20 protein-coding genes, 1 tRNA gene, 1 pseudogene and 1 riboswitch are annotated in these 23,258 nt (G+C 66.2%); of the genes and pseudogenes, 12 read left to right on the forward strand and 10 right to left on the reverse strand.

Going from position 1 to position 23,258, the window contains the following annotated elements:
* Window positions 1–116: 116 nt before the first annotated feature.
* Genes NG701_RS10045 through NG701_RS10060 form a run of 4 tightly spaced genes read left to right on the forward strand, consistent with a single transcriptional unit; the run spans window position 117 to window position 4,080 of the window.
* Window positions 117–1,148 (forward strand): dehydrogenase, encoded by a 1,032-nt coding sequence (locus tag NG701_RS10045; RefSeq protein WP_252567045.1) that lies wholly within the window; start codon window positions 117–119, stop codon window positions 1,146–1,148.
* 3 nt (window positions 1,149–1,151) lie between these two features.
* Window positions 1,152–1,547: a 6-pyruvoyl trahydropterin synthase family protein gene (locus NG701_RS10050; protein ID WP_252567047.1), complete on the forward strand. Its 396-nt coding sequence runs from the start codon at window positions 1,152–1,154 to the stop codon at window positions 1,545–1,547.
* Between the two features lie 4 nt (window positions 1,548–1,551).
* Complete coding sequence (locus NG701_RS10055) at window positions 1,552–2,793, forward strand: glycosyltransferase family 4 protein (RefSeq protein ID WP_252567049.1); 1,242 nt, start codon at window positions 1,552–1,554, stop codon at window positions 2,791–2,793.
* Window positions 2,794–2,796: 3 nt separating this feature from the next.
* Window positions 2,797–4,080 (forward strand): DNA glycosylase AlkZ-like family protein, encoded by a 1,284-nt coding sequence (locus NG701_RS10060; RefSeq protein ID WP_252567051.1) that lies wholly within the window; start codon window positions 2,797–2,799, stop codon window positions 4,078–4,080.
* 66 nt (window positions 4,081–4,146) lie between these two features.
* Here the strand turns inward: NG701_RS10060 and tadA are convergent, their stop codons facing one another.
* Entirely contained in the window at window positions 4,147–4,653 is a 507-nt protein-coding gene (gene tadA, locus NG701_RS10065; RefSeq protein WP_252567053.1) for a tRNA adenosine(34) deaminase TadA, read from the reverse strand.
* A gap of 122 nt (window positions 4,654–4,775) precedes the next feature.
* Between tadA and NG701_RS10070 the strand changes: the two genes are divergently transcribed.
* From NG701_RS10070 to NG701_RS10085, 4 genes and pseudogenes are all read left to right on the forward strand, one after another.
* A complete protein-coding gene (locus NG701_RS10070; RefSeq protein WP_374208676.1) occupies window positions 4,776–5,468 on the forward strand; it encodes a phosphatase PAP2 family protein in 693 nt (230 codons plus the stop codon).
* Between the two features lie 42 nt (window positions 5,469–5,510).
* Window positions 5,511–6,146, forward strand: a complete 636-nt coding sequence (upp, locus tag NG701_RS10075) for a uracil phosphoribosyltransferase (RefSeq protein WP_056342624.1) — start codon at window positions 5,511–5,513, stop codon at window positions 6,144–6,146.
* 62 nt (window positions 6,147–6,208) lie between these two features.
* Window positions 6,209–6,562 (forward strand): annotated as a pseudogene (locus NG701_RS10080) (VOC family protein).
* Window positions 6,563–6,607: 45 nt separating this feature from the next.
* Window positions 6,608–7,288, forward strand: a complete 681-nt coding sequence (locus NG701_RS10085) for an HAD-IA family hydrolase (protein ID WP_252567057.1) — start codon at window positions 6,608–6,610, stop codon at window positions 7,286–7,288.
* A gap of 73 nt (window positions 7,289–7,361) precedes the next feature.
* On the opposite strand, the gene NG701_RS10090 is transcribed toward NG701_RS10085, so the two are convergent.
* The 3 genes from NG701_RS10090 to NG701_RS10100 form a co-directional block, all read right to left on the reverse strand.
* A complete protein-coding gene (locus NG701_RS10090) occupies window positions 7,362–8,084 on the reverse strand; it encodes an aggregation-promoting factor C-terminal-like domain-containing protein (protein ID WP_252567059.1) in 723 nt (240 codons plus the stop codon).
* Window positions 8,085–8,089: 5 nt separating this feature from the next.
* A riboswitch (cyclic di-AMP (ydaO/yuaA leader) is annotated at window positions 8,090–8,242 on the reverse strand.
* A 144-nt stretch (window positions 8,243–8,386) separates the two neighbouring features.
* Window positions 8,387–9,895: a HAMP domain-containing sensor histidine kinase gene (locus tag NG701_RS10095; protein ID WP_252567061.1), complete on the reverse strand. Its 1,509-nt coding sequence runs from the start codon at window positions 9,893–9,895 to the stop codon at window positions 8,387–8,389.
* A gap of 7 nt (window positions 9,896–9,902) precedes the next feature.
* Window positions 9,903–10,643, reverse strand: a complete 741-nt coding sequence (locus tag NG701_RS10100) for a response regulator transcription factor (RefSeq protein WP_248762502.1) — start codon at window positions 10,641–10,643, stop codon at window positions 9,903–9,905.
* A gap of 607 nt (window positions 10,644–11,250) precedes the next feature.
* Here NG701_RS10100 and NG701_RS10105 point away from each other — a divergent pair.
* Window positions 11,251–12,117, forward strand: a complete 867-nt coding sequence (locus NG701_RS10105; RefSeq protein WP_252567062.1) for a winged helix-turn-helix domain-containing protein — start codon at window positions 11,251–11,253, stop codon at window positions 12,115–12,117.
* Between the two features lie 389 nt (window positions 12,118–12,506).
* The gene (locus NG701_RS10110; protein WP_252567064.1) at window positions 12,507–13,034 is read left to right on the forward strand and encodes a SixA phosphatase family protein; all 528 of its coding nucleotides are present in this window, start codon (window positions 12,507–12,509) and stop codon (window positions 13,032–13,034) included.
* On the opposite strand, the gene NG701_RS10115 is transcribed toward NG701_RS10110, so the two are convergent.
* Window positions 13,012–13,974, reverse strand: a complete 963-nt coding sequence (locus NG701_RS10115; protein ID WP_252567066.1) for a LysR family transcriptional regulator — start codon at window positions 13,972–13,974, stop codon at window positions 13,012–13,014. The genes NG701_RS10110 and NG701_RS10115 overlap by 23 nt on opposite strands.
* A gap of 72 nt (window positions 13,975–14,046) precedes the next feature.
* Here NG701_RS10115 and NG701_RS10120 point away from each other — a divergent pair, with 72 nt between their 5' ends.
* Window positions 14,047–15,072 carry an EamA family transporter gene (locus tag NG701_RS10120; RefSeq protein ID WP_252567068.1) on the forward strand — a complete coding sequence of 342 codons (1,026 nt, stop codon included), beginning with the start codon at window positions 14,047–14,049 and terminating at the stop codon, window positions 15,070–15,072.
* A gap of 544 nt (window positions 15,073–15,616) precedes the next feature.
* On the opposite strand, the gene NG701_RS10125 is transcribed toward NG701_RS10120, so the two are convergent.
* The 5 genes from NG701_RS10125 to NG701_RS10145 all read right to left on the reverse strand — a co-directional run bounded on the left by NG701_RS10125 (window position 15,617) and on the right by NG701_RS10145 (window position 21,095).
* Window positions 15,617–16,231, reverse strand: coding sequence for a TetR/AcrR family transcriptional regulator (locus tag NG701_RS10125; protein ID WP_252567070.1), 615 nt, complete (start codon window positions 16,229–16,231; stop codon window positions 15,617–15,619).
* A 143-nt stretch (window positions 16,232–16,374) separates the two neighbouring features.
* Window positions 16,375–18,411, reverse strand: coding sequence for a YhgE/Pip family protein (locus NG701_RS10130; protein WP_252567072.1), 2,037 nt, complete (start codon window positions 18,409–18,411; stop codon window positions 16,375–16,377).
* Window positions 18,408–19,115: a sugar ABC transporter ATP-binding protein gene (locus NG701_RS10135; RefSeq protein WP_252567074.1), complete on the reverse strand. Its 708-nt coding sequence runs from the start codon at window positions 19,113–19,115 to the stop codon at window positions 18,408–18,410. Before NG701_RS10135 ends, NG701_RS10130 begins: the two co-directional genes overlap by 4 nt.
* A gap of 139 nt (window positions 19,116–19,254) precedes the next feature.
* Entirely contained in the window at window positions 19,255–20,751 is a 1,497-nt protein-coding gene (locus NG701_RS10140) for a dihydrolipoyl dehydrogenase family protein (protein ID WP_252567076.1), read from the reverse strand.
* A 270-nt stretch (window positions 20,752–21,021) separates the two neighbouring features.
* Window positions 21,022–21,095: transfer RNA gene (locus tag NG701_RS10145), tRNA-Arg, on the reverse strand.
* A 276-nt stretch (window positions 21,096–21,371) separates the two neighbouring features.
* Here NG701_RS10145 and NG701_RS10150 point away from each other — a divergent pair.
* Window positions 21,372–23,198, forward strand: coding sequence for a phosphoenolpyruvate carboxykinase (GTP) (locus NG701_RS10150; RefSeq protein WP_252567078.1), 1,827 nt, complete (start codon window positions 21,372–21,374; stop codon window positions 23,196–23,198).
* Window positions 23,199–23,258 lie beyond the last annotated feature (60 nt).

Here is a 23,258-nt window from a genome sequence, read left to right on the forward strand (position 1 = left end):
GGGCCGCATTTGGTCTGAGGCAGAGTCGGGGCGGGCAGCACAGGGCTGCCTCCCATCAACCGTTCGCGCCGGGTGGGTGTCGCGGAGAGCCCCCGCGGACTAGATTCGTAAGCAAGATGACTAATTCAGGCAAAGAGGCACAGGCAACCGCGTACTGGACTACGGGCCCGGAGCATGGCGAGCTCCGGAACGAGGCCCTGCCAGCCCCCGGGCCCGGCGAAGCATTGGTCCGCACGCTGTATTCAGGCATCAGCAAGGGCACGGAAATCGTGGTGCACAAAGGCTCCGTCCCGCCCCGCGTGGCCGAGGAAATGCGCGCGCCGCACCAGGAAGGCCACTTCCCGTCGCCCGTGAAGTTCGGATATCTCTCCGTGGGCGTCGTGGAGGAGGGGCCCGAAGAATGGGCAGGCCAGAAGGTCTTCTGCCTCAACCCCCACCAGGACCGCTACGTCATTTCCACCGACGCCCTCACCAGGATTCCCGACGGCGTCCCGGCCCGCCGCGCCGTCCTCACCGGCACCGTGGAAACCGCCGTCAACGCCCTCTGGGAAGCCGGACCGAGACTGGGCGACCGGATCGCCGTCGTCGGCGCAGGTCTGGTGGGTGGCATGGTGGCGACACTGCTGCGGACCTTCCCGCTGGCCCGCCTCCAACTCGTGGACCTGGACCCAGAACGCAAACAGTTGGCGGACAGGCTCGGCGTGGAATTCGCCCACCCGGAGGATGCCAAACCCGACTGCGACATCGTGTTCCACTGCTCCGCTTCCCAGGAAGGCCTCGAACGGAGCCTGCAGCTGGCCGGCGATGAGGGGGAGATCATCGAGATGTCCTGGTATGCCAACCGCAAGGTCACGCTGCCGCTGGGTGAAGACTTTCACGCACGCAGGCTCTCCATCCGGGCCAGCCAAGTGGGCGTGGTTGCCCGGGCGCGGCGGCATCGCCGGACCACGGCCGAGCGCCTGGAATTGGCTGTTGAGCTCCTCAAGGACCCGGTCTTCGATGTATTCCTCACGGGCGCCTCTCCGTTCACGGACCTGCCGGCCGTAGTGCAGAACCTAGCCGACGGCACGCTCAAAGCCCTGTGCCATGTGATCGAATACCCCAACGCAGACAGCCCCGCGGAAGCCAACCCCAAAGACAGGAACTAGCCCGTGTTCAGCCTGACGGTCCGACGGCATTTTATGATCGCCCACAGCCTCCCGCGGAAGGCATTTGGCCCGGCCCAGGCCCTCCACGGGGCGACGTTCGTGGCGGAGGTGACGTTCCGCCGTCGTGCGCTGAACCAGGACTCGATCGTCCTGGACATCGGAGCCGCCGGCGGCATTATCGAGAACGTGCTGTCCGGCCTCAACTACAAAAATCTGGACGAACACCCGGACTTCGAAGGCAAGCTCAGCACCACCGAGGCGCTCGCGGAATACATCGCCCACGCCGTCGCAGCCAAGCTCACGGATGACGACGACGGCCGCCAGATCGCGGGGATCGACGTCACCCTGCGCGAAAATCCGGACGCGTGGGCCACCTACACCCTCGACCTGTCCGCCTGATCCCATGTTGGTCAGGTTCCTGGTCCCCGCCAACATCCGCCACAACTCCGGCGGCAATGTCTACAACGCGCGGCTCACCCAAGGCCTGAGATCGTTTGGGGTTGCCGTGGAGATACTGGCCGTGGAAGGTTCGTGGCCTGACGCCAGCGCTGGAGAACGACGGCGGCTGGGCGGCCTGCTGGGCGCCTGGGACGCCGGGGCGGACTCACCACAGGCGGACATCACCCCAGAAACGGTCACCCTCGTGGACGGGCTGATTGCGTGCGGTGCGCCTAGCGAACTGGAGTACGCCGCGGCCGCCGGACAACACACGTGGGTCCTGCAGCACATGCCGTCGCCCAGCCACCCCGACGGCGAAGGGCGGGCATTGCGGGCGGCCGCCGGAGTGATCTGCACCAGTTCGTCCGCAGCGGCCTCGGCGGCAGAAAAGCACGGGCTCCGCGCCAGCCGGGTTGTCTTGCCCGGGACGGATCCTGCCCCGGTGGCGTCAGGTTCGGCCCCGCCCCACATCATTGCGGTGGCCGCGCTGCTGCCCAACAAGGACCAGCTGCTGACCGTGGCGGCGCTGGCAAGGCTCCAGGACCTCGCCTGGACAGCGTCCCTGGTGGGAACGGACGACGCCGATCCCGCCTATGCGGCACAGGTCCGGGCAGCCATTGCCTCCTCTGGATTGGAGGACAGGGTGCGTGTGACCGGCCAGCTCGCCGGGACCGCCCTGGCGGACGCGTGGAACCGGACGGACCTGAGCCTGCTGGTGTCCCGGGCCGAAGCCTTTGGGCTTGTGGTGACGGAATCGTTGGCCCACGGGATTCCCGTCATCGTGCGGGAGGGAACCGGCGCCGTGGACGCGTTGGGACTCGCCCGAAGACTCGCCGGCAGGCTCGCGGGAAGACCGGACGGCGAGCGTGGTGGTGAACGTGATGCCGGGACATATGCGGTGCCAGGTGCCGCCGTCGGACCCGCCGGACCCGAAGGCGACGCACCTCGTGGCAACGGACCTGAAGACCACCACGCGGACGTGCTCGCTGCCGTGATCCGGCAGTGGCTGGTGGACGGATCCCTCCGAGCCGGCTGGCGTGCCGCTGCCCTGGCGGCACGGGAACAGCTGCCCGGCTGGGACTCCACTGCCCGGAACGTCCTGGAAATCCTCGGCGTGCCTGCTAAAAAGCCTGCTGCCAAAACGCCTGCTGAAGAAACCCCAGCCGAGGGGATGCCTACCGCTGCGCGTACGGCCGGTGGACAATAAGCCATGACCACGCTTCCGACCTCCGCCGCCGTATTGACCCCACAAGCCGTGATCCCACAAGCCGGGACCCCACAAGCCCTGAGCCAAGATGCCCCGGATCCGCAGGTGCTCACCCCAGAGCTCCTCAGGGCATGGGCCTGGCATAAGCAGGGCCTCGACGGCACACTGCAGGGCGCGGACGCCGCCGACGTGTTTAGCAGAGCGGGCTGGGCCCGTTCCGTCGGCGGCGCCAACCCGTACCTCACGCTCTTTGCCCGCGCCGGCACTAGCCGCGCGCAGGCGGATGCCCACGTCCTGTCGCTGAAAATCCACGAGCTGCCCACCGCCCGCGGCTGCACCTATGTGCTGGGACAGGATGACTTTGCGTGGGGCCTCCAGATCGGCCGGGACGCCGCCGTGGCGCCGTTCCGTGTGCTGGCAAGAATGGGCGTCGAGCGCGGCGAGATCACGCTGCTGGAGGAGGAGATCCTCCACGCCCTCGCCGAGGCCGGCAACCCGCTGGACCCCAAACAGCTCAAGGATCTCCTGGGCGATTCGGTCCGGAACCTCGGCGAGGAGGGCAAAAAGAAGGGCGCCGCCACCACGCTGCCCACGGCCTTGGGCCTCCTCCAGGCGGACGGCCGGATCCGGCGCGTGCCCGCCAACGGCCGGCTGGATCAGCAGCGCTACGCCTACACACTGTGGGGTCTGCCGCCCACCGCCATGGACGACGACGCCGCCCGCAGCCTCCTGCTGCAGCGCTATCTCGGCTGGACCGGCGGTGCCACGGTCAAGCAGTCGCAATGGTTCACCGGGTTCACCCTGGCCCACACGAAGGCAGCGTTGGCCGCCACTGGGGCAGTGGAGGTTCCCACCGCCAACGGTGAGGTGCTGTGGATGATGCCCGACGACGTCGGGCGGCTTGCGTTGTTCGCGGCGCCGGCCGAGGAACAGATTCAGCTGCTGGCCGGCACGGACTCGTTGGTCCTGCTCCGCAGGAACTCGGGGGATCTGTTTGCCGAGCAGGACAAGGGAAAGCAGATCCTGGGTTCCACGCTGGCGTTGCAGGCTGACCTGCCGGACCATCCCATCTTCGACCGCGGCCGGATCATCGGGCTGTGGCAATACGATCCCGGGAAATCACGGATTGCCTATTGGCTCTTTGACGGGGCCACACCCGCAGTATCCCGGCGCATCGCCGAGGTAGAGGCCTGGATCCGGGACGAACTGGGGGACTTCCGCTCCTTCAGCCTGGACTCACCGGCCTCCCGCCAGGACAGGATCGCCGCCCTGGATGCAGCCGGCTGAGAGTCGTGCAGGCAGGTGAGAGCGCTACAGCAGGCCCGAGACGAATTGCAGCCCGCCTGCGACCCGTTACAGCCGGCTGCGGTGCGCTGCGAAGAAGTCCCTGAGGACCGCTCCGCACTCCTCTTCCCTGACCCCGCCGTACACCTCAACCCAGTGGTTGAGCCGGCGCTCGCGGAGGATATCGAAAACCGAGCCTGCCGCTCCGGCTTTCTCATCCCAGGCGCCGAAGACCACGCGGGGAATCCTGGCCAGGACCACCGCGCCGGCGCACATGGCGCACGGCTCCAGAGTCACCACGAGCGTGCAGTCGGCCAGCCGCCAGCCGTCCCCGGTGCCGCCGTCGAGTTTGGACAAGGCACGCAACCGGTCCGCCGCCTGACGGATGGCCACTATCTCTGCGTGGGCAGTGGGGTCTCCCAGCTCTTCCCGCTGGTTCCGTCCGGAACCCAGCACGGCGCCGTCGGGCCCAATCACCACGGCGCCGATCGGCACGTCCTCGGTGTCCAGCGCGCGCCGTGCTTCGTCCAGGGCAAGACCCATCCATTCGAGGTGGTTCTTTTCTGCGGCGACCATGGCTCAATGATAGTTTCGAAGGATATCCAGCCTGCAAAGCATGGACGCCGGGAGGCATAGTGGACACGTTCAGGGACCGTCTGGGCCAATGGTTCAAACCATACGCCGCGCTGTGGCTGACCATGCTGGTGGGCGGCGCCTTAGTGGTCACCATGGCGCTCCTGGGTGCCGAGGTCTACAACAACGTGGTGGATGAAGAGGGACTGGCCGCCCTGGACCTGCCCGCGCTGGAGCTGTCCCAGGGCCTTCGGAACCCCGCGCTGGATGCCGGGGTGACGGCTTTCACCAACATCGGCGGGGGCATCGGCATGCCCATCCTAGCCAGCATCCTGACAGCCTGGCTCACGTTCCTGAGCCGGACCTTGCGGCCCATCGTCCTGGTGGGCGGCGCCGCGGCCGTCTCCACGCTGGCCACCACGGTGGGCAAGCGGCTCGTGGGCCGCACCCGCCCGGACCACGCCGAAGCTGTCCCTCCGTACGAGACTTCGCCGTCCTTCCCCAGCGGCCACACGCTGAATACGACGGTGGTGATCGGTGTCCTGGTGTACGTCATGTGCCTCCAGTTCGAAATGCTGTGGGCGCGCATCACTTCCATCACCGCCGGGGTGATCTTCATCATCGCGATGGGCCTGAGTCGGGTGTTCCTGGGCCACCACTGGCTGACGGATGTGATGGCCGGATGGTTCCTGGGCCTTGCCTGGGTGGGCATGGTGATCCTTGCGCACCGGCTGTTCCACGTGCTGCGGAAACGCGAGCACGCGGGCCCGGCACCCACGTTCGAACACCCCGCACTGCGGGATGATCCGTCGAGCTGATTCCCGGCCGGAGGCCCTCCGCGCGGGTGATAGTTTTGACGCATGCGCACTCTCGTTGTGGACCACCCGCTGGTCGCCCATAAGCTCACCGTCCTGCGGGACAAGAACACTCCGTCACCGGTCTTCCGGCAGCTGACGGAAGAGCTGGTGACCCTCCTGGCCTACGAAGCCACCCGCGAGGTCCGCACCCAGCCGGTCACCATCGAGACGCCGGTCAGCACTACAGTGGGCACCGCATTCACCAAGCCCACGCCGCTGGTGGTCCCCATCCTACGCGCCGGGCTCGGCATGCTTGAGGGCATGACCAAGCTGGTCCCCACCGCTGAGGTGGGCTTCCTGGGCATGGCCCGCGACGAAGAAACCCTGGACATCATCACCTACGCGGAGCGGCTCCCGGAGGACCTGACGGACCGGCAGATCTTTGTGCTGGATCCCATGCTTGCCACCGGCGGAACCCTGCGCGAGGCCATCAAGTTCCTGTTCAAGCGCGGCGCCTCCGACGTCACGTGCATTTGCCTCCTGGCCGCGCCGGAAGGCCTGGCCAAGCTCGAAGAGGAACTGGCCGAGGCCAACGTGACCATCGTGCTGGCCTCCATTGACGAACGGCTCGACGAGAAATCCTACATCGTTCCCGGGCTCGGCGATGCCGGCGACCGCCTGTACGGCATCGCCGGCTAATTCGGGGCTGCTTCGGATTTCAGGCCTTCTGCTTTCCTGCCGCTGCCTTTAGCCTGTGGCGCATGGACTGGAAACTTGAACTCGTTTTTGTGCCCGTATCCGACGTGGACCGCGCCAAGGATTTCTACGTCAACAAAGTTGGATTCAACCCGGATTTCGACGAGCGGCCCATGGCTGGCATCCGCTTCGTCCAGCTGACCCCGCCGTGATCCGCCCGCTCCATTTGTATTGGCGAGGGCCTCAATCACGCCCCTCCGGGTACGGCCCCAAGCCTGCAGATGGTGGTCAGCGACATCCAGGCTGCCCACGACCACCTCAAGGGTAACGGTGTGGAGGTCAGCGACATTGACGTGCAGGACTGGGGGCACTTCGTCTATTTCGCTGATCCCGATGGCATCCCGGGTCGTGACGCCTAAGGGCGTGATGCCTGGGGTCGTGACGCCTAAGGCAAAATGGGCAGCATGAACAGCCCCACACCTGCCGCCACGCGAACCCTGACCTGCCGGGCCGTCCTTTTCGATATGGACGGCACATTGGTGGACTCCACGGCAGTAGTGGAGGAGGTCTGGGGAGAATTCGCGGCCAGGTACGGCCTGGATTTTGCGGAAATCCTGCGCACTTCGCACGGCGTCCAGGCTGCCGATACCGTACGCCGGTTCGCGCCGGCCGGCGCCGACGTCGTGGCGCTCACTGCGGAACTCGGCGCGATGGAAAGGGTGCGGACTGCCGGTATCGTCGCGTTGCCGGGGGCTGCCGACCTGCTTCGCAGCCTCCCGGCCCGGGCAGTGGCGCTGGTGACTTCAGCGGACAGGACCCTGGCGGACATCCGCATGGACGCTGCCGGGCTGGCCATGCCGGCCACGGCCGTGACGGCGGACCTGGTCACACGGGGCAAGCCGCACCCGGAAGGCTATCTGATGGCCGCCGGTCTGGTGGGCGTGAAACCGGAGGACGCCGTGGTGTTCGAGGATGCGCCCGCAGGAATCGCGGCAGGCGTTGCCGCAGGCATCCGGACGGTGGCCGTGGGGCCCAATGCGGGCGAGTTGCCGGCAGGCGTGCTGCATATCGCGGATTACCGTGCCGTGACCGCCTCCGTGGAAACGGACGCCGCGGGACGGCAGCTCATTTCTTTCCGGCTTTGAGTCCGGCGGAACACCTTGGTGATCTGCGGCGCGGCGTGCGGCCAGCGCCGCGCCGCGCCGCGGGGGAGTCGGCCTAGTACCAGTTGTGCGACAGGTGGAAGTTCAGCGCGCCGCACGGTGACTGGTAGCGCTCCTGGATGTAGTTCAGGCCCCAGTTGATCTGCGTGCGGTAGTTGGTGACGTAGTCCGCGCCGGCGCTAGCCATCTTCTCAGCGGGCAAGGACTGGACGATGCCGTACGCGCCGCTGCTGGCGTTGGTGGCCGTGGTGGTCCATTCGGATTCCTTGGTCCACAGCGTCTGCAGGCACTGCATCTGGTCAGCGGACCAGCCGTACGTCGCCAGCTGGCCAGCAGCGTAGGCCTGCGCTCCTGCGGGGTCGTTGACGGCCACAACAGGCGCGGGTGCAGGTTCCGGAGCCGGAGCGGGCTCCGGGGCCGGGGCAGGTGCCGGTTCGGCGGCCTGGGGCGCGACGTTGATCTCGGCCGGCGCAGCTTCCGGGGAGGCCGGGGGCTGGATCTCGGCTGCCTCGAAGCTCAGCTTCGACTGGGCGCTGGCTTCTTCGGCGGCCTGGTCCGCGCTGGCCGCAAGCGACGCAGACTCGGAAGCGTGTGCTGCGGCACTGACGCCGACCAGCAGGGCGCACGCCGTCGCGAACACCGCGACGCGCTGGCCCACGGAGGGAATGCGGGCCGCCTTGGCCTTTGGGGACATAGCTGCACCGAAGCGGGTCTGCTTGCGGTGGCTGTGGGACTTTGTGTCGCCCTGCGGGCGCGTTTGTACCTTGAATTCAGACATGATGGATCGCCTCTCACACCTGCGGAGTTAGCTGTCGGGTTCGGATGAGGGCATCCGGCCACACGGCACAATCACGTGTTGGCTTAACCCCAAAGGGCACTTGGTGCCCGGGACGGTGGGTCCCCCGCCTCTGCCTCTGAAAACGGAATCCGGGAAGCGGCAGAGCTTGGCGTCATCCGGATATGCAGCCCAACGGGAACCACACGTCATCGACGCTACAGGAGTTGGAAGCTTAAGTCACATTTTGGTAACAGGAATCACGACGACGGTGTGTCGCCTTGCTGCGCTTGGGCGTTAGTGGGTCACGCCAGCGCGCTGGCAGGGAAGAGTAACGCGAACTCGGTCCGTCCGGCCCGCGATGTCACTTCCACGCTCCCGCCGTGGGCCTCCATGATCGACTGGACAATGGACAGGCCCAAGCCACTAGTGCCTTCGGACGCCCCGGCGGCCGAGGCCGGAGCCGTACCCTTGCGGGCCGCGTCTGCGCGGGCAAACCGGGAGAAAACGTGGTCAACGAATTCCGCAGGGATGCCCCCGCCGTCGTCCGTTACCGTCACCGCTGCACCGCCATTGGCAGACTTGGTGAGAGCTGTGACCACGGTGGTCCCGGGCGCCGTGTGCTTGCGGGCATTGGAGAGCAGGTTGACCAGCATCTGACGCAGTTGGGACGCATCTCCGGTGACGGCGAGCGGCTCGTCGGGCAGTTCAAGGCGCCAGCGGTGGTCCGGGGCGATGACTTTCTCGTCACTGACGGTTTCGATGACGAGTTGTGTGAGGTCAACTTCGCTGAGCTTCAGGGGCTGGCCCTCATCGAGCCGGGCGAGCAGGAGCAGATCCTCCACCAGGGTGGTCATGCGTTCGGACTGGCTCTGCACCCGGGCCAGGGACTTCCGGCCGTCGGGCGTGAAGCTCTCGGTCATGCGCATCAGCTCGGTGTACCCGCGGATGGCGGTCAGCGGGGTGCGCAGCTCATGGGAAGCGTCGGCAACGAACTGCCGCACCTTGGTCTCGCTCTTCTGCCTGGCTTCCAGGGCGTTGGCCACGTTGTCCAACATGAGGTTGAGGGCGTGCCCCACGCTGCCCACCTCGGTCCCGGGGTTGGAGTTCGACGGCGGGACGCGCACCGCGAGTGCCACCTCGCCGGCATCCAAGGGGAGCTGCGAGACGCGGGTGGCAACCTCGGAAAGCTGCTCCAGCGGCTTCATGGTGCGCCGGATGAGCACCGTTCCGGCAAGGCCGATCAGCACCAGCCCGCCCAGGGAGACAAACACAAACGTCCACACCAGCGACGCCAGAGTACTCTCCTTGGCGGCGAGCGGAAGGCCCGTGACAAGGACATCGCCGTAGCCGGTTTTCACGGCCACAATCCGGTAATCCCCGTTGGACAGCGAGCGGTTCACGGGAAGGCCGTTCTGCGTCAGCGCCAGCAGGTTTTGCTTGTCTTCGGCGTCGAGGGCCAGGCGCGTGGTGTCCGAGTCCAGGAAGCCGCCACTGTTGATCTGGCCGTTCAGGATCCGTGCATTCAGCGTTCCGACACTTTGCCCGCGGGAGTCAAGCGGGTCCGGCCTGCCGTTGAATCCGCCCAGGGGCGGGCGGCCCGGATCGTTCGAGCGTTTGGCGGCCTGGCTCAGCTGTTCATCCAGCTGCCCGGTGAGAAACGAGTCCATGGAGGCGTAACTGAACAGCCCCACGGCTCCGCAGATGGCCACCAACAGGGCCATGGCCAACAGGATCAGGCGCGTGCGCAGATGCCAGGTGTCCGGTTTCAGCCAGCTCCGGGCTGGTGCTGGGGTGGCTCGCGGCGAGGACATGGAGCTGCTACTCAGCCGGCTTGATGACGTAGCCGGCACCCCGCACGGTATGGATCATGGGCGGGTGCACTGCATCCACTTTCTTGCGCAGGTAGGAGATGTAGAGCTCCACGATGTTGGCCTGGCCGCCGAAGTCATAGTTCCAGACGCGGTCCAGGATCTGGGCTTTGCTGATCACGCGTTTGGGGTTCTCCATGAGGTACCGGAGCAGCTCGAACTGGGTGGCGGTGAGCTGGAGGTTGTCGCCCGCTCGGGTCACTTCGCGGGTGTCGATGTTGAGGACAAGATCGCCCACCACAAGTTCGGCAGTGTCCATCGCGGCAACGCCGGAGCGCTGGACCAGGCGGTGCAGCCGCAGCAGGACCTCTTCCATGCTGAACGGCTTGGTCACGTAGTCGTCCCCGCCGGCCGCCAGGCCCACGATCCTGTCCTGGACGGCGTCCTTGGCGGTCAGGAAAAGCGCAGGTACCTCGGGCGCGAAGGCGCGGATCCTGCCCAGCAGCTCAACGCCGTCGAATCCTGGCAGCATTACGTCCAGCACCAGAACGTCCGGGCGGAACTCCTTGGCAAGCTTAACGGCCTCCGGGCCATCCGAAGCCACGGCAACGGACCATCCGGCCATGCGCAGCCCCATGCTCATGAGTTCGGAAAGGCTGGGTTCGTCGTCAACCACCAGGGCGCGGATGGGGGAGCCGTCCGGGTGGGTCAGTTGCGGAAGGTTGTTGGTCATGGAGTGCGAAGTGGCCATGGGACAACTCTCCGATCATTCGGTGAGCCCGCGCTATGTGGTTCCTGTGCGCACGGTGTGAATCCCAGCCTAGCGAGCTGGATGGGGGAGCGGGCCGCCGACAATTCGCGGGTTTGAGCCGTTTCCGTTGGACAGGCGGCAAAAGGTAACAGGCAATTTCGGCAAGTCATAGCACCGTGAATTTCACGGGCTTAGCAGGGCAACAGAGCGAAGATTGTTCGCCCCAGAGGGCTATTTGCGGACCTCCGGCGGACAACAACTCCTATTTTGTCGTCATTTCAGAATGGTGATCTATCACACAAAACCGCATTTTGTCTCACTATGCGGAACAACGCACCCATTGTTACTTGCAAGTTCTCATTGTTACGTTGCACACTTTGAATTGTGAACAAGAACTCAACAGCACCTGCAGCCGCAGAATGTTGGCCCAGCACATCCGCTGGTGCCGACATGCGCTGTTGTCGAATGCACGCCTGACCTTCAGACCCCACGAAGTTCCTAGGCATTCGCCCCCCAGCCCAGCGTAGGGCGCCCTCCCCAGATCTCATTGCGGGGAAAATCAGCATTCGAGCCGCGATGACGGCCATTCACATTGAGGTAAGCATTCATGTCAGTTGCATCCGGATACGTCCACATCTCCGTCCGTAACGCAGGCAAGGCGGGCCAGGCCTCCGGCCTCCGCCAAGGCTTCGGCGCCCGACCGGCATTCGCCCCGGCAGCCCCCGGCGCCAGCTTTCCCGCCCCTGGCTACGCACCCCAGGGCTACAACCCCAACTCCTACGGCCAGCTCCGTGCTGTCCAGCCTGCCGAAGCCGCGCCGCTGACCGCGCCCACCCCGGTTGTCGCTGGACCAAACGCCGTGCGGCCCGTCGCCAACGACACCGTTGCCCGTGGATTTGTCCTCTACATGGGCATCGACGAGGAAACCGCAGCGGCTGCCGGAACCTCAATTGCCAAACTTGCCCAGGAAATCCGCGCTTACGCACAGTCACTCGTGACCGGCGCCGAAAGCTACGCGGCCGTGGCCGTGGCCCCGGCCAGCACCCCGGGTTCCGCGCTCGACGTCGTCCGGTCCACCTTTGGTGACCCCACCGTGAACGCACAGAAGCGCACCGAGACTGCCCGGCTGCAGCAGCCCCAGGACCCGCGCCCGTCCGGTGTCCTGATCGACCTTGCCCGCCGCGAAGTCCACCTTGACGGCGAATCCCTAAACCTGACCTTCAAGGAATTCGAACTCCTGAACTACCTGGTGGAAAACGGCACCCGCACGGTTGGCCGCGATGAACTGCTCGAGGGCCTGTGGCGCAACGCCGAGGAAGTGCCCAACGAGCGCACCATCGACGTCCACATCCGCCGGCTCCGCTCCAAGCTGGGCCGCCTCGCCAACACCGTCCGTACCGTCCGCGGCCAGGGCTACCGCTTCTACGAGCACCCCGAAGTTATTGTCTGGGCCGCTCCGGAATACTCGATCTAGTCCTTCAGCGACGCACAAAAGCGGCCGTACCCATTGGGGGCGGCCGCTTTCGCTTTCGCGGCACGATCCCTCTGCGCCTGCACTCGTTCCGCCCCACCGCCGCCCTCGCCTAGCAAGTTCGGCCATGGAACCAGCAACAACGGCGCTTTCGGGATGTGCCGCCTTTTCGCGTTCAGTCCCGGGCCCGCGAGTGTTGGCCTCCGCGGCTGGTTCGACGGCTGCGTGGCCCGGGTTTGTCACGGGGAGCACGCTTTTGGCCTCCTCAACGCAGGTTCGGCCCGGCATTCTGCGGGGCTGGACTCTCACGCCCGCCAAAAGCGTGCTGGGCGTGACGGGCGTTGGCGGGTTTTTCGGCGTCGCCGTGGGTCTTGCGGGTCTAGGCTTGGGGGATGAGCGACCACCACATCAAACGCCTGGTGATCATGCGGCATGCCAAGGCCGACTGGCCCGGCGGCGTGGCGGATCATGAGCGGCCGCTGGAGGAACGGGGCCACCGCGAGGCGCCCCTGGCCGGCAAGTGGCTGGTCAAGAACAGCATCCTCCCGGACTTCATCCTGTGTTCCAGTGCGCTGCGCACCCGCCAGACCTGCACCTGGGTGTGCTCAGAACTGGGGGATAAGGCCCCGACGCCGAAGCTTGAGGACGGCCTCTACGCCGCCTCTGCGCTGCGGATGCTCGCCGTGGTCAACCATGTGCCTGACACCGTGACAACGCTTATGCTCATCTCGCACATGCCTGGCGTCCAGGACCTCGCCATGCACCTGGCCTCACGCGACTCAAACCACGACGCCTACATGGACGCCGCCACACGTTACCCCACCAGCGCCCTCACGGTGCTGGAAACGGAAAAATCCTGGGCCGAGCTGGACGGGCAGGACGCCCGGCTGACCAAGTTCAAGGTCCCGCGAGCCCACTGACCCCAGGGGACCCGCTGACCACCCGGGACCCGGCGACCCCGCGCGTCTCGGCGACCTCCCGCAGCAGTCCGGCGACGTGCTGGATACCCGGGCTGGCCGCCATGGTCCGGCGGTACACGATGCCCACCTGTCTGACCTGCGTGGGGTTGACCAGGGACAGGCAGATGACGTCCGCAGGCAGCGCGGGCCGGCCGAGGCGGGGGACCAGCGCCACAACGGCTCCCTGCTCCACCAGTGCGATGTGGGTTGCGAAGTCTGGATCGTAGACCCTGATGTCCGGCACCCGGCCAAGATCGGCGAAGATCCTCAGCAGCGCCTCGTTGCAGATGGCGCCGTGCGGTGTGCTGATCCAGCGTTCATCCACGAGGTCAGCCGGTTCCACCTGGCTGTGTACCGCCAGGGGATGGTCGCGGTGCACTAGGACGTCCGCTACGTCCTCGCACAGCCACTCAAGCGTCATATGCTCCGGTATGACCAGTGGGACGGAGTTCCAATTGTGGACCACACCCAGGTCCGCTTCTCCGTTGGCCACCCGCGCCACCGCTTCCCGAGGGTCCTCGGCCAGCACGCTGAGGTCCAGGTCCGCTCCGGATGAAGCCAGCCGTCCCAGCAGCGGCCCCACGAGGCCCCGACAGGCAGTGGAAAAGGAAACAACCCTGAGGTGTCCGGTAGGTTTGGCCGGATCCGCCAAGAGGGTGGATTCCAGTTCCTCGAGCTCCGACAGGATACGCCGGCCGTAGGCTGCCAAGGTGAGCCCCCGCTCGGTCAGCAGCACCCCGCGGCCGCGGCGCTCCAGGACGGGGAACCCGGTCTGCTTCTCCAGCTTCTTGATCTGCTGGGAGACGGCCGACGGACTGAAGCCCATCACCTCGGACGCCGCTATGACCGAACCGTGCTGTTCAATCGCCGCCAGTGCCCGCAGCGAACTGATCTCAATCATGAAGCAAACGTACATGATTCGACGCATAATTCAACGCTGGTGCTTCATCTCCCGTTCTGTAAGAGTGGGACCGTGAACCTCCGACACTCCCTCCTTGCTGCCCTGGTCGCCGTTCTCTGGGGCCTGAACTTCGTCGCCATCGACTTCGGCCTGCATGCGAACGGCCGTGAGGTTCCCCCGCTGCTGTTTGTGGCCATGCGGTTCCTTCTGGTGGTCTTCCCCTGGATCTTCTTCATCAGGCCGCCGGACGTCAGCTGGAAGGCGATCATCGGCGTCGGCGTTTTTATGAGCGCGGGCCAGTTCGGTCTCCTCTACCTGGCCATGGCGCTGGGCATGCCGGCGGGCCTCGCCTCCCTGGTCCTCCAGGCGCAGGTGCTGCTCACCGTCCTCCTGGCTGCAGGGTTCCTGCGCGAGCGTCCCAGCCGGAGCCAGTTGGCTGGCGTCGTTCTAGGCGTTGCGGGGCTGGCCGTGGTGGCTGTCGGCCGCAGTGCCGTGGCCCCGGTGCTCCCGCTTATCATCGTCCTGGGAGCCGCGCTGTCCTGGGCCGCCGGCAACGTGATTGCGCGTCAGGCCAAGGCCGCCTCCGGGCTGGGGCTGGTGGTCTGGTCCGGCGCAGTGGTTCCGCTGCCCCTAGCCGGGCTGTCGTTGCTGGTGGATGGCCCGGACGTGGTGTTCGGCACGCTGGCAGACCTCCAACCGGCCACGATCCTAAGTGCCCTGTACACAGCCATTTTCGCGTCGTTGGTGGGGTATGGAATTTGGAACCGGCTCCTGGCCAGCTATCCGTCGTCGGCCGTGGTGCCCTTTACCCTGCTGGTGCCCGTGGTGGGGATGAGCGCGGCCTGGCTGACGTTGGGGGAGGTGCCGACGCCGGCGGAACTGGCTGGCGGGCTGCTCCTCCTGGGCGGGGTGGCGACTGCCGTGCTCGCCGGCCGAGGCCGGCAGGTTCTGCTGGGTCAGCGGCGGGGTGCTGGTTTGGCGCCCGTCTTGGTGCCCGGTTTGGGTGCCGTTTTGCGGACCGGGGAGGCGGACGACGACGGCCGCTTGGCTGCTGAGGCTGGCATCCGGGCGGGCGCGCGGGCGCCTGACGCGCGCTGACCGGTGGCGGCACCCCGGGGTGCCGCGCCCCGGGCCGCGGTGGCTCCGGTTGCCGGGCGCCGCGCAGTAGGGCGGCCAGTGCCGGAAGCGGGCCGCCGCTTGGCTGGCGAGGGCCGCCGTTTGGCAGTCCCCAACCGCCTTCCCGCCGGCCAGGCTGCGCCGAGGAACAGGACCGCTAGCGTGGCCACCGCTGAGGCCGCACCCCAGTAGAAGTAGTTGTCCGGATCCCCGGTGGGGAGCGGTGTGCCGAAGATCGACGACTGCTCGGCGAAGGCCAGCTCCCAGGTGCTGACGAAGGCAAGGGAGAAGGCAATGGTGAGGCTGGATCCCACCGCGGTGGCCACCAATACAAAGAGGCGCCCGCGGGCCAGGACCTCCGCCACGGCGGCAACATAGGCCAGCGCAACCAGGCCCAGGAACGTGACCATTACGGCCTCTTCCAGGGTGATGGCGGTGAGCACCAGCATACCCAAGGCGGCGACGGCCGCGATCACGGCGAACTTCCCCCTGTTACCCATGTGGCGCATGTGTCCAATCATCCCTGCTACTTCACGACATAGCCGCGCAGGATTGCCATGATTGCTGCAACGCTTTGGTCACGGGTGCGTTCCGGGTTGTAGGTTTGCCGGTCAAGCCCCACCACAAAGCAGGCGCCAAAGATCGCCGTTTCGAGGCTGCCCCGCGAGACCGTTTCGTCCACCGGATAGACGGCAGCCACGTTCTCTATGGCCGCGCCGATGACCGCCAGGAGTTCAGACCGGAGCACCGCGAACGTGTCCCGCCATTCGCTGGGAGTCCGCCAGTTTTCGCTCACCCACAACCGGGCGAAAGACGGGTAATCGGCCATGAAATCCATGGCCTGGCCGATCATTGCCTCCATGGCCACCAGCGGATCGGCCCCGGGCTGCCCGGCCTCGCTGAGCAGGCGTGCCTTCAGGATGTCCACGCCGTGCCGCAGCAGCTGCGCGATCAGGTCCGACTTGCTGCCGAAGTTGTAGTAGACAGTGCCCTTGGAGACACCCGCCGCCGCGGCAATCTCGTCCACAGTGACACCCGCTGCGCCACGCTGGCCGATCAGCTCCATGGACGCGTCGAAGAGCTTCTGCCGGGTGGCGTTGGTCCGGGCCGGGCGGAGTTTCTTCTCGGCCGGACCGTGCATGGCCGGATCGTGCCCAACGGGTTCATGTACGCCAGGATCGTGCCCGACAGGACCATGCCCAACGGGTTCATGTACGCCAGGATCGTGCCCGACAGGATCATACCCAACGGGATCAGGCACGTCAGGTCCGGGAACGGGGTGGCTCATACCGCGATCTCCGGCTTGAGCGTTTTGAGGGTCCAGTACTTGTGCTTCCGGACAGCAAACGTGGACATCGCCGCGCCCAGCAACGTGTAGCCAAGCAGCCCCAGGACAGTGGGCACGATCCCGGACAGGTCCGCGCCGTAGATGAGGTGCCGCATGCCCGTGACGACGTAGCCCATAGGCAGGATCTCGTGGACCACGTGGAGTGGCTGCGGAGTGGTCTGCCAGGGGAACGTGCCGCCCGAGGACACCAGCTGTAGCACCAGCAGGATCAGCACCACCAGTTTGCCTGGTGACCCCAGCAGCGCCACGATGCCTTGGATGATGGCGCTGAAGGCCATGGCCGCGGCCAGCATAAACAGCCACATCAGCACCGGATGCGCCGGGTTGAGGCCCAGCGCCAGATTCACCACGAGGGTCAGCAGGCTCGCCTGCACCACCGAAACGGCCAGGAACGGAAGCCAGCCGCCGACGGCGATTTTCCAGGCCGGAGCGTTCGACGCCAGGGCCCGCTGGGTGATGGGCCGCATCGCCTGGACCAGCATAAAGATGCCGATCCACAAGGCGAGCGTCAGGAAGAACGGTGCCAGCCCCGCGCCGTAGGAATCCGCCTTTGCCTGGGAGACATTGCTAACCGCAACCGGATCGGCAATCACCTCTGAGAGGCTGCTCATCTGCGAATCGTCCGGGTTGGGCACCTGCCCGGCTCCCTTGGCAATTTCGTTGGCCAGCGTCCGTGAGCCGTTAGCTGCGGTGGCGGCACCCGCTTCAAGCTGGCCCGCGCCGGCGTCGAGCGTTTGCGCCCCTTCCGAGAGGCGCCTGGCGCCATCCAGCGCAGACTGCTCGCCGGTGGCCAGCGTGGCCGCCCCGGTGTGGAGCTGGTCTGCGCCACCGGAGGCCTGAACAATGGCGTCCTTCAGGGCAGGGGTGGCCGTTGCCAGCTGGGCTGCGCCGACGCTCACGGCTTCGGAGCCGTCCGCGAGCTGCTGGATTTGGGTGGCGTCGGTCTGGATCCGGGTTTTCGCTGCGGCCACGGGGCTGGAGGCTGCCACGGTATCGAAGTCGGCCAGGATTTTGTCGGCCTGCACCTGGGTGATCACTTCGGATGCGACCAGGCGGGCATTCGATTCGATCACGCGCGTCCGGAGTCCTTGGTCCGCGGCATCAAGCTGCGTAACGACGCCCTGGACCTTGGTGTTCAGCTGCGCGTTCCCGGCGGCCACCTGGGCCGCGCCGTTGGCCAGGGTCTGGGTGTCGGTGGGCAGGGTGGCGGTCTTGTCCTTCAGGACGGAGAGCCCGCTGCTGAGCTGCCCGGCGCCGTCGGTCAGCTGATTGGCGCCATCACGAAATTTCAGCTGCCCGTTGTAGAGTTCGCCCGCCCCGGCGCTGAGCTCGCTGGTGCCCGTATGCAGGGTGACGGTCCCGTCGCGGAGGGTGGCGACGCCGTCCGCCAGCTGCCCGGCGCCGTCAGCGGCCTTGAGCATCTGGGCGTGGATGGTGCCGAAGCCGGTGAGCAGCTGGGTCGCCGTCTCTTCGCCTACTTCCTTGGCCACAGTGGTGTGCACCGCGGTGGTCAGTTTGTCCACGATGGTGCTCAGCAGGTAGTTGTTGGCATCGTTGGTGGTGACGTTCAGCATCGCCTGGCTGGCCGAATCGAAGCTGCCGGGTGAGACCAGGTTTGTGGAGAACTCTGCCGGGATTTTCAGTGCAAACGCGTACTTGCCGCTGCTGACCCCTGCATCGGCCTCGGCCGCCGTGGGGACCGCCTGCCAGTTGAAGACGTTGCCTTCCACCAGGCCGTCCGCCACCTTCTTGCCCGCCTGCAGCTCGGTGCCGTCGCTGGACGTGGCGCCGGTGTCTTCGACCACCAGGGCGGCGTCGATCTGGTTCAGGTTCCCGTAGGGATTCCAGTTGGCGTACAGGTACACGGCCCCATACAGGAGCGGCACCATGATCAGGGCCAGGATGGTCAGCTTCGGCAGCAACCCGCCGGTCATCCGCTTGAGTTCGGAACGGGCCAGCCGCAGCACTGTCACTTGGCATCCTCGGTTTCGAGTAAGAGGGATTCGGTTTCTTCGTCTGTGAGAGTCGGCGCATCGGGCGCTTCGTCCACGTCCGGGACGGCGTTACCGATCACCGTGGCCGGTCCCATCCACCCTGCCGGGAGGGCAGTAACCGTGACGACGACGGCGAGCGGCCGGCCGGCGTCGTACGCCAGCTCCTCAAGCCGCGGGAGCCAGTCCGCAGCGTGGGCACCGTGCCTGTCGGGGGAGTCCACCACCAGGAGGTCGGTGTGCGGGCTGGCGAGGGCCAGGGCCGTCAGCAGTTCAACGCGCCGGTCCGGAGCCAGCTGTTCCGTCCACAGGTCCGCGATGTCCTCGAAACTGTTGACTTTGAGCCAGGGCTTGCTGAGCAGCGCGCCCCGGTAACGGCGGGGGATCAGGGCGAGGTCCTCGGTGACAAGGTCCCGGACGCTCAGGTGCTGCTCGGGCTCATTCACGTTGGGGGAATCCACCAGGGCGCTCGCGAGGCGGAGGGATTTGGTTCGTTCGTTGGCGTCCCACGAGATCCGGCCGCCAGTGGGTTTCATGCGCCCGCTGATGGTCAGGGCAAGGGCTGTCCGCTGGTCCTGGCGTTCGGCGGTGACGAGGAGGAGCTCACCCCGGCCGACCCGCAGAGAGGTGGGCGGAAGCAAATCGTCGCGCCGGCCCTTCACAAGGAGCTGCTGTACGGAGAGCAAAAATGGCCTTTCGACGGTGTATGTCCACCTCCAGCCTAACTGAACTGACTGGTCAGTTCAAATAGCTCGATTGGAGATAGCGAGGGAGGAGTGGGCGCGGGTGGAATAGACCAGAGCCAACGGACACTTGCGGCCTCTCCTACAAGCCGTACTTCTCCAGGAGCCGCAGCCACACCTCGCTGACCGTGGGAAACGATGGCACCGCATGCCACAGCCGCTCCAGCGGGACCTCGCCCACCACGGCGATGGTGGCCGCGTGCAGCAGTTCGCCCACGTCCGGGCCCGCGAACGTGGCGCCGAGCAGGACCCGCCGGTCCTCGTCCACCACCAGTTGCGCCCAGCCTTCGTAGTGCTCCGAATGCAGCGACGAACCCGACACTTGGATTGGCAGCTCCACGGACGATACGTTGTAGCCGTCCTGCTTCGCCTGCTCCACAGTGCGCCCCACGGCCGCCAGTTCGGGATCGGTGAATACCACGTTCGGGACGGCGTGCTGGTTGGCGGTCTGCGCGTACCGGCTCCAGGCCGCGGGGACGCCGCTGAGCTCGCCCTTGGCGCGGGCGGCGATCGCGTCACCGGTCGCCCGGGCCTCGTACTTGCCCTGGTGTGTGAAGAAGTTCCTGCCGGCGGCGTCGCCAACAGCGTAGAGCCAGGGATCCCCGCCGTTCTCGATTGGGGTGCCCGGGACGTCCGGGAGGCCCTGGACTAGGCCAGTGGAGTCGGTTGTGAGTTTCAGTGGGTGCCCACCCTCGGCTTCGAAACCCAGGCTTTCCAAGCCGAGGCCTTCGAGGGCGGAATGCCGGCCTGTTGAAACGAGGACCTTGTCGGCAGTGACAGTGGTTCGGCCGTCCGGCGCCTGGTCCTGAAGCGTCAGGGTGAACGTGCCGTCGTCGTTTTCCCGGACACTTTCGGTGGACGTGTTGAGGCGGACCGCCACGCCGTCCGCGCGCAGCCCCGCGGCAACAAGTTTGGTGGCCTCTGCAGGGAATGTGCCCAGCAGTCCGCTCCTGGCCACCAGCGTCACGTCCGAGCCCAGGCGTGCGAATGCCTGCGCCAGCTCGGTGCCCGCTACGCCCCCGCCGATCACAGCCAGGCGCTCCGGCACCTCCTTGGCCGAGGTGGCTTCGCGTGTGCCCCAGACCTGCAGGTCCGCCAGCCCGTCGATGGGAGGGGTGGTGGGTGTGGAGCCGGTGGCCAGTACGACGGCGTGACGCGCCTTGAGTTCGTAAGTGTTGCCGTCCAGCCCGGCTACTTCAACGGTGCGCGGCGCGGTGATCCAGCCGTGGCCACGGATCAGCTCAATCCCGGCATCGTCCAGCCACTTCACTTGGCTGTCGTCCTGCCAGTTTGCGGTGAAATAATCCCGGCGCTTAAGGACTGCCGCTGCATCCAGTGTCAGGGTGACGGCTTCCACTGCGCCGGGTACTGACTGTGCGCCGTGCAGGGCTGTGCCTGGGCGGAGCAGGGCCTTGGACGGGATGCAGGCCCAATACGAGCATTCGCCACCCACCAGCTCGGCTTCAATGAGAACGGCCGTCAAGCCGCCCTGGACCACCCGGTCGGCGACGTTTTCCCCCACGGCACCAGCACCGATCACAATGACATCAAATTCACGTTGCAGCGTTTCAGGCGTCATTCGTCCAGCCTACGCCCGCCTCGCGGGAGGCGGGGAGCGCTGTCGTCGTCAATCAGGGTGACTACAGAACTGCGTAACTTTTGACCGCGAAGGGCGGGCTCGCCCGCGCGAATCCAGGGGCAGTGCGGGGGTTTGCTGCTGAAAGTGACGCATTTCCGTGGGAAGCCGCGCGTGGCCGGGCTGTTCCTGGGCCGAGGCCGGTGGCAGGAAGGGGCGCTGCGCTTAACGACAAAAGGCCCGTATCGGCGAGCCGATACGGGCCTTTCTCTGTGCGCCCAGAGGGATTCGAACCCCCGGCCTTCTGTTCCGTAGACAGACGCTCTATCCAGCTGAGCTATGGGCGCATTTTGTGTTTCGCGGAGTTTCTTGCTCCCCGAACCTCGAATTACTTTACGCGAGGGTGGCCCGGAGTACCAAATCGGGAGGCATGTAATCTAGCTGACTAGACCGGTCTAGGTGACCTTCGTCACCTAAATACAGCCGTTTGTGCGCGGTTTTCCTTGAATTTGCGCGGTTTTCGGCTCCAACGATCACGAACGTGCACCGCTGGCCTCCCATGGCGCCCTTGGGCGGCCAATAGCATTTAGTCCACACCGATGACCCCGAGGAAGGGAACCGCAATGGGCGATCTCGCACGACTGCCGCTGCTTGAGAAAGCACCCACCACGCATGCTGGCCTGCTGGCATGGGTCGAAGAGGTTGCTGGACTCACGCAGCCCGACCGGATCCACTGGGTTGACGGGTCCGAACAGGAAAACACGCGTCTTACCGATGAACTGGTCGCAGCAGGAACGCTGACGCGCCTGAACGAGGAACTCTTCCCCAACTCTTTCGCTGCATTCTCTGATCCCGCGGACGTAGCCCGGGTGGAAGAGCAGACCTTCATCTGCTCCGAGAAGGAGCACGACGCCGGCTTCACCAATAACTGGATGGCCCCGGTCGAGATGAAGGAGAAGCTGCGTGGGCTGTTTGCCGGCTCCATGCGCGGACGCACCATGTACGTCATCCCGTTCGTGATGGGACACCTCGACGCTGAGGATCCCAAGTTCGGCGTGGAGATCACCGACAGCGCCTACGTTGTTGCCTCGATGCGCATCATGGCCCGCATCGGCACCGACGTGCTGAACCGCATCACCGAGACCAACGCCTTCTTCGTGCCGGCCCTGCATTCCCTGGGTGCGCCGCTCGAAGCAGGCCAGGCGGACGTGCCGTGGCCGTGCAACACGGACAAGTGGATCGTGCACTTCCCCGAGGAGCGCTCCATCTGGTCCTTCGGCTCCGGCTACGGCGGAAACGCGCTGCTGGGCAAGAAGTGCTACGCCCTGCGTATCGCTTCCGTCATGGCCCGCGACGAGGGCTGGCTGGCCGAGCACATGCTCATCCTGAAGCTGACCTCGCCCGAGCAGAAGACGTACTACGTCTCGGCTGCCTTCCCCTCCGCCTGCGGCAAGACCAACCTCGCGCTGCTCGATCCCACCATCGAAGGCTGGAAGGTGGAGACGCTCGGTGACGACATCACCTGGATGCGTTTCGGCAAGGAAGGCGAGCTCCGCGCCGTCAACCCCGAGGCCGGCCTCTTCGGCGTGGCTCCGGGCACCGGCTGGGGCACCAACCCCAATGCGATGCGCGCTATTGCCAAAGGCAACAGCATCTTCACCAACGTTGCACTGACCGACGACGGCGGCGTGTGGTGGGAGGGCATGACTGAGGACGTGCCCGCTCACCTGACCGATTGGCAGGGCAACTCCTGGACCTCGGATTCGGACAAACCCGCAGCCCACCCGAACTCGCGCTTCTGCACGCCGATCGACCAGATCGACATGCTGGCCGAGGAGTACAACAACCCCAACGGCGTGGAGCTTTCCGCCATCCTGTTCGGCGGCCGCCGCAAGACCACCATCCCCCTGGTGACCGAGGCCCGCAGCTGGTCAAACGGCATCTTCATGGGTTCCACGCTGTCCTCCGAGACCACTGCGGCGGCAGCCGGGGCGGTGGGCGTGGTTCGCCGCGATCCTATGGCCATGCTGCCGTTCATGGGCTACGACGCCGGCGACTACCTCAACCACTGGGTGAACCTGTCCGCCAAGGGCAACCCGGAGCGTCTGCCCAAGATCTTCCTGGTCAACTGGTTCCGCCGCACGGCCGAGGGTGGCTTCGCCTGGCCTGGCTTCGGCGACAACGCCCGTGTCCTCAAGTGGGCCATCGAGCGCCTGGAAGGCAAGGCAGACGCCGTCGAGACGCCGATCGGCTTTGTTCCCACCGGCGAATCCATCGACCTCAAGGGCCTGGACATGACGCCTGCCCAGGTCGAGGAAGCTGTCCGCGTTGACCCGGCCGAGTGGGCCACCGAGCTCGCGTCCATCGAGGAATGGTACGCCAACTTCGGCGATTCCCTCCCCGAAGCGCTGCAGTCCGAGCTTGCCGGCCTGAAGTCCCGCCTGGGCTAAGCGTTCCAGAAAGTACGACGGCGGCCCCGCACCTTTGCAAGAAAGGTGCGGGGCCGCCGT

It is taken from the genome of Pseudarthrobacter cellobiosi, from assembly GCF_023913815.1.
Taxonomy (GTDB): Bacteria; Actinomycetota; Actinomycetes; order Actinomycetales; family Micrococcaceae; genus Arthrobacter; species Arthrobacter cellobiosi.

Bases quoted from the DNA above. Each gene is read 5' to 3' on its own strand.
- NG701_RS10045 (WP_252567045.1), top strand. From the start codon at position 117: ATGACTAATTCAGGCAAAGAGGCACAGGCAACCGCGTACTGGACTACG.
- NG701_RS10055 (WP_252567049.1), top strand. From the start codon at position 1,552: ATGTTGGTCAGGTTCCTGGTCCCCGCCAACATCCGCCACAACTCCGGC.
- NG701_RS10060 (WP_252567051.1), top strand. From the start codon at position 2,797: ATGACCACGCTTCCGACCTCCGCCGCCGTATTGACCCCACAAGCCGTG.
- tadA (WP_252567053.1), bottom strand. From the start codon at position 4,653: ATGGTCGCCGCAGAAAAGAACCACCTCGAATGGATGGGTCTTGCCCTG.
- NG701_RS10070 (WP_374208676.1), top strand. From the start codon at position 4,776: ATGCTGGTGGGCGGCGCCTTAGTGGTCACCATGGCGCTCCTGGGTGCC.
- upp (WP_056342624.1), top strand. From the start codon at position 5,511: ATGCGCACTCTCGTTGTGGACCACCCGCTGGTCGCCCATAAGCTCACC.
- NG701_RS10085 (WP_252567057.1), top strand. From the start codon at position 6,608: ATGAACAGCCCCACACCTGCCGCCACGCGAACCCTGACCTGCCGGGCC.
- NG701_RS10090 (WP_252567059.1), bottom strand. From the start codon at position 8,084: ATGTCTGAATTCAAGGTACAAACGCGCCCGCAGGGCGACACAAAGTCC.
- NG701_RS10095 (WP_252567061.1), bottom strand. From the start codon at position 9,895: ATGTCCTCGCCGCGAGCCACCCCAGCACCAGCCCGGAGCTGGCTGAAA.
- NG701_RS10100 (WP_248762502.1), bottom strand. From the start codon at position 10,643: ATGGCCACTTCGCACTCCATGACCAACAACCTTCCGCAACTGACCCAC.
- NG701_RS10105 (WP_252567062.1), top strand. From the start codon at position 11,251: ATGTCAGTTGCATCCGGATACGTCCACATCTCCGTCCGTAACGCAGGC.
- NG701_RS10110 (WP_252567064.1), top strand. From the start codon at position 12,507: ATGAGCGACCACCACATCAAACGCCTGGTGATCATGCGGCATGCCAAG.
- NG701_RS10115 (WP_252567066.1), bottom strand. From the start codon at position 13,974: ATGATTGAGATCAGTTCGCTGCGGGCACTGGCGGCGATTGAACAGCAC.
- NG701_RS10125 (WP_252567070.1), bottom strand. From the start codon at position 16,231: ATGCACGGTCCGGCCGAGAAGAAACTCCGCCCGGCCCGGACCAACGCC.
- NG701_RS10140 (WP_252567076.1), bottom strand. From the start codon at position 20,751: ATGACGCCTGAAACGCTGCAACGTGAATTTGATGTCATTGTGATCGGT.
- NG701_RS10150 (WP_252567078.1), top strand. From the start codon at position 21,372: ATGGGCGATCTCGCACGACTGCCGCTGCTTGAGAAAGCACCCACCACG.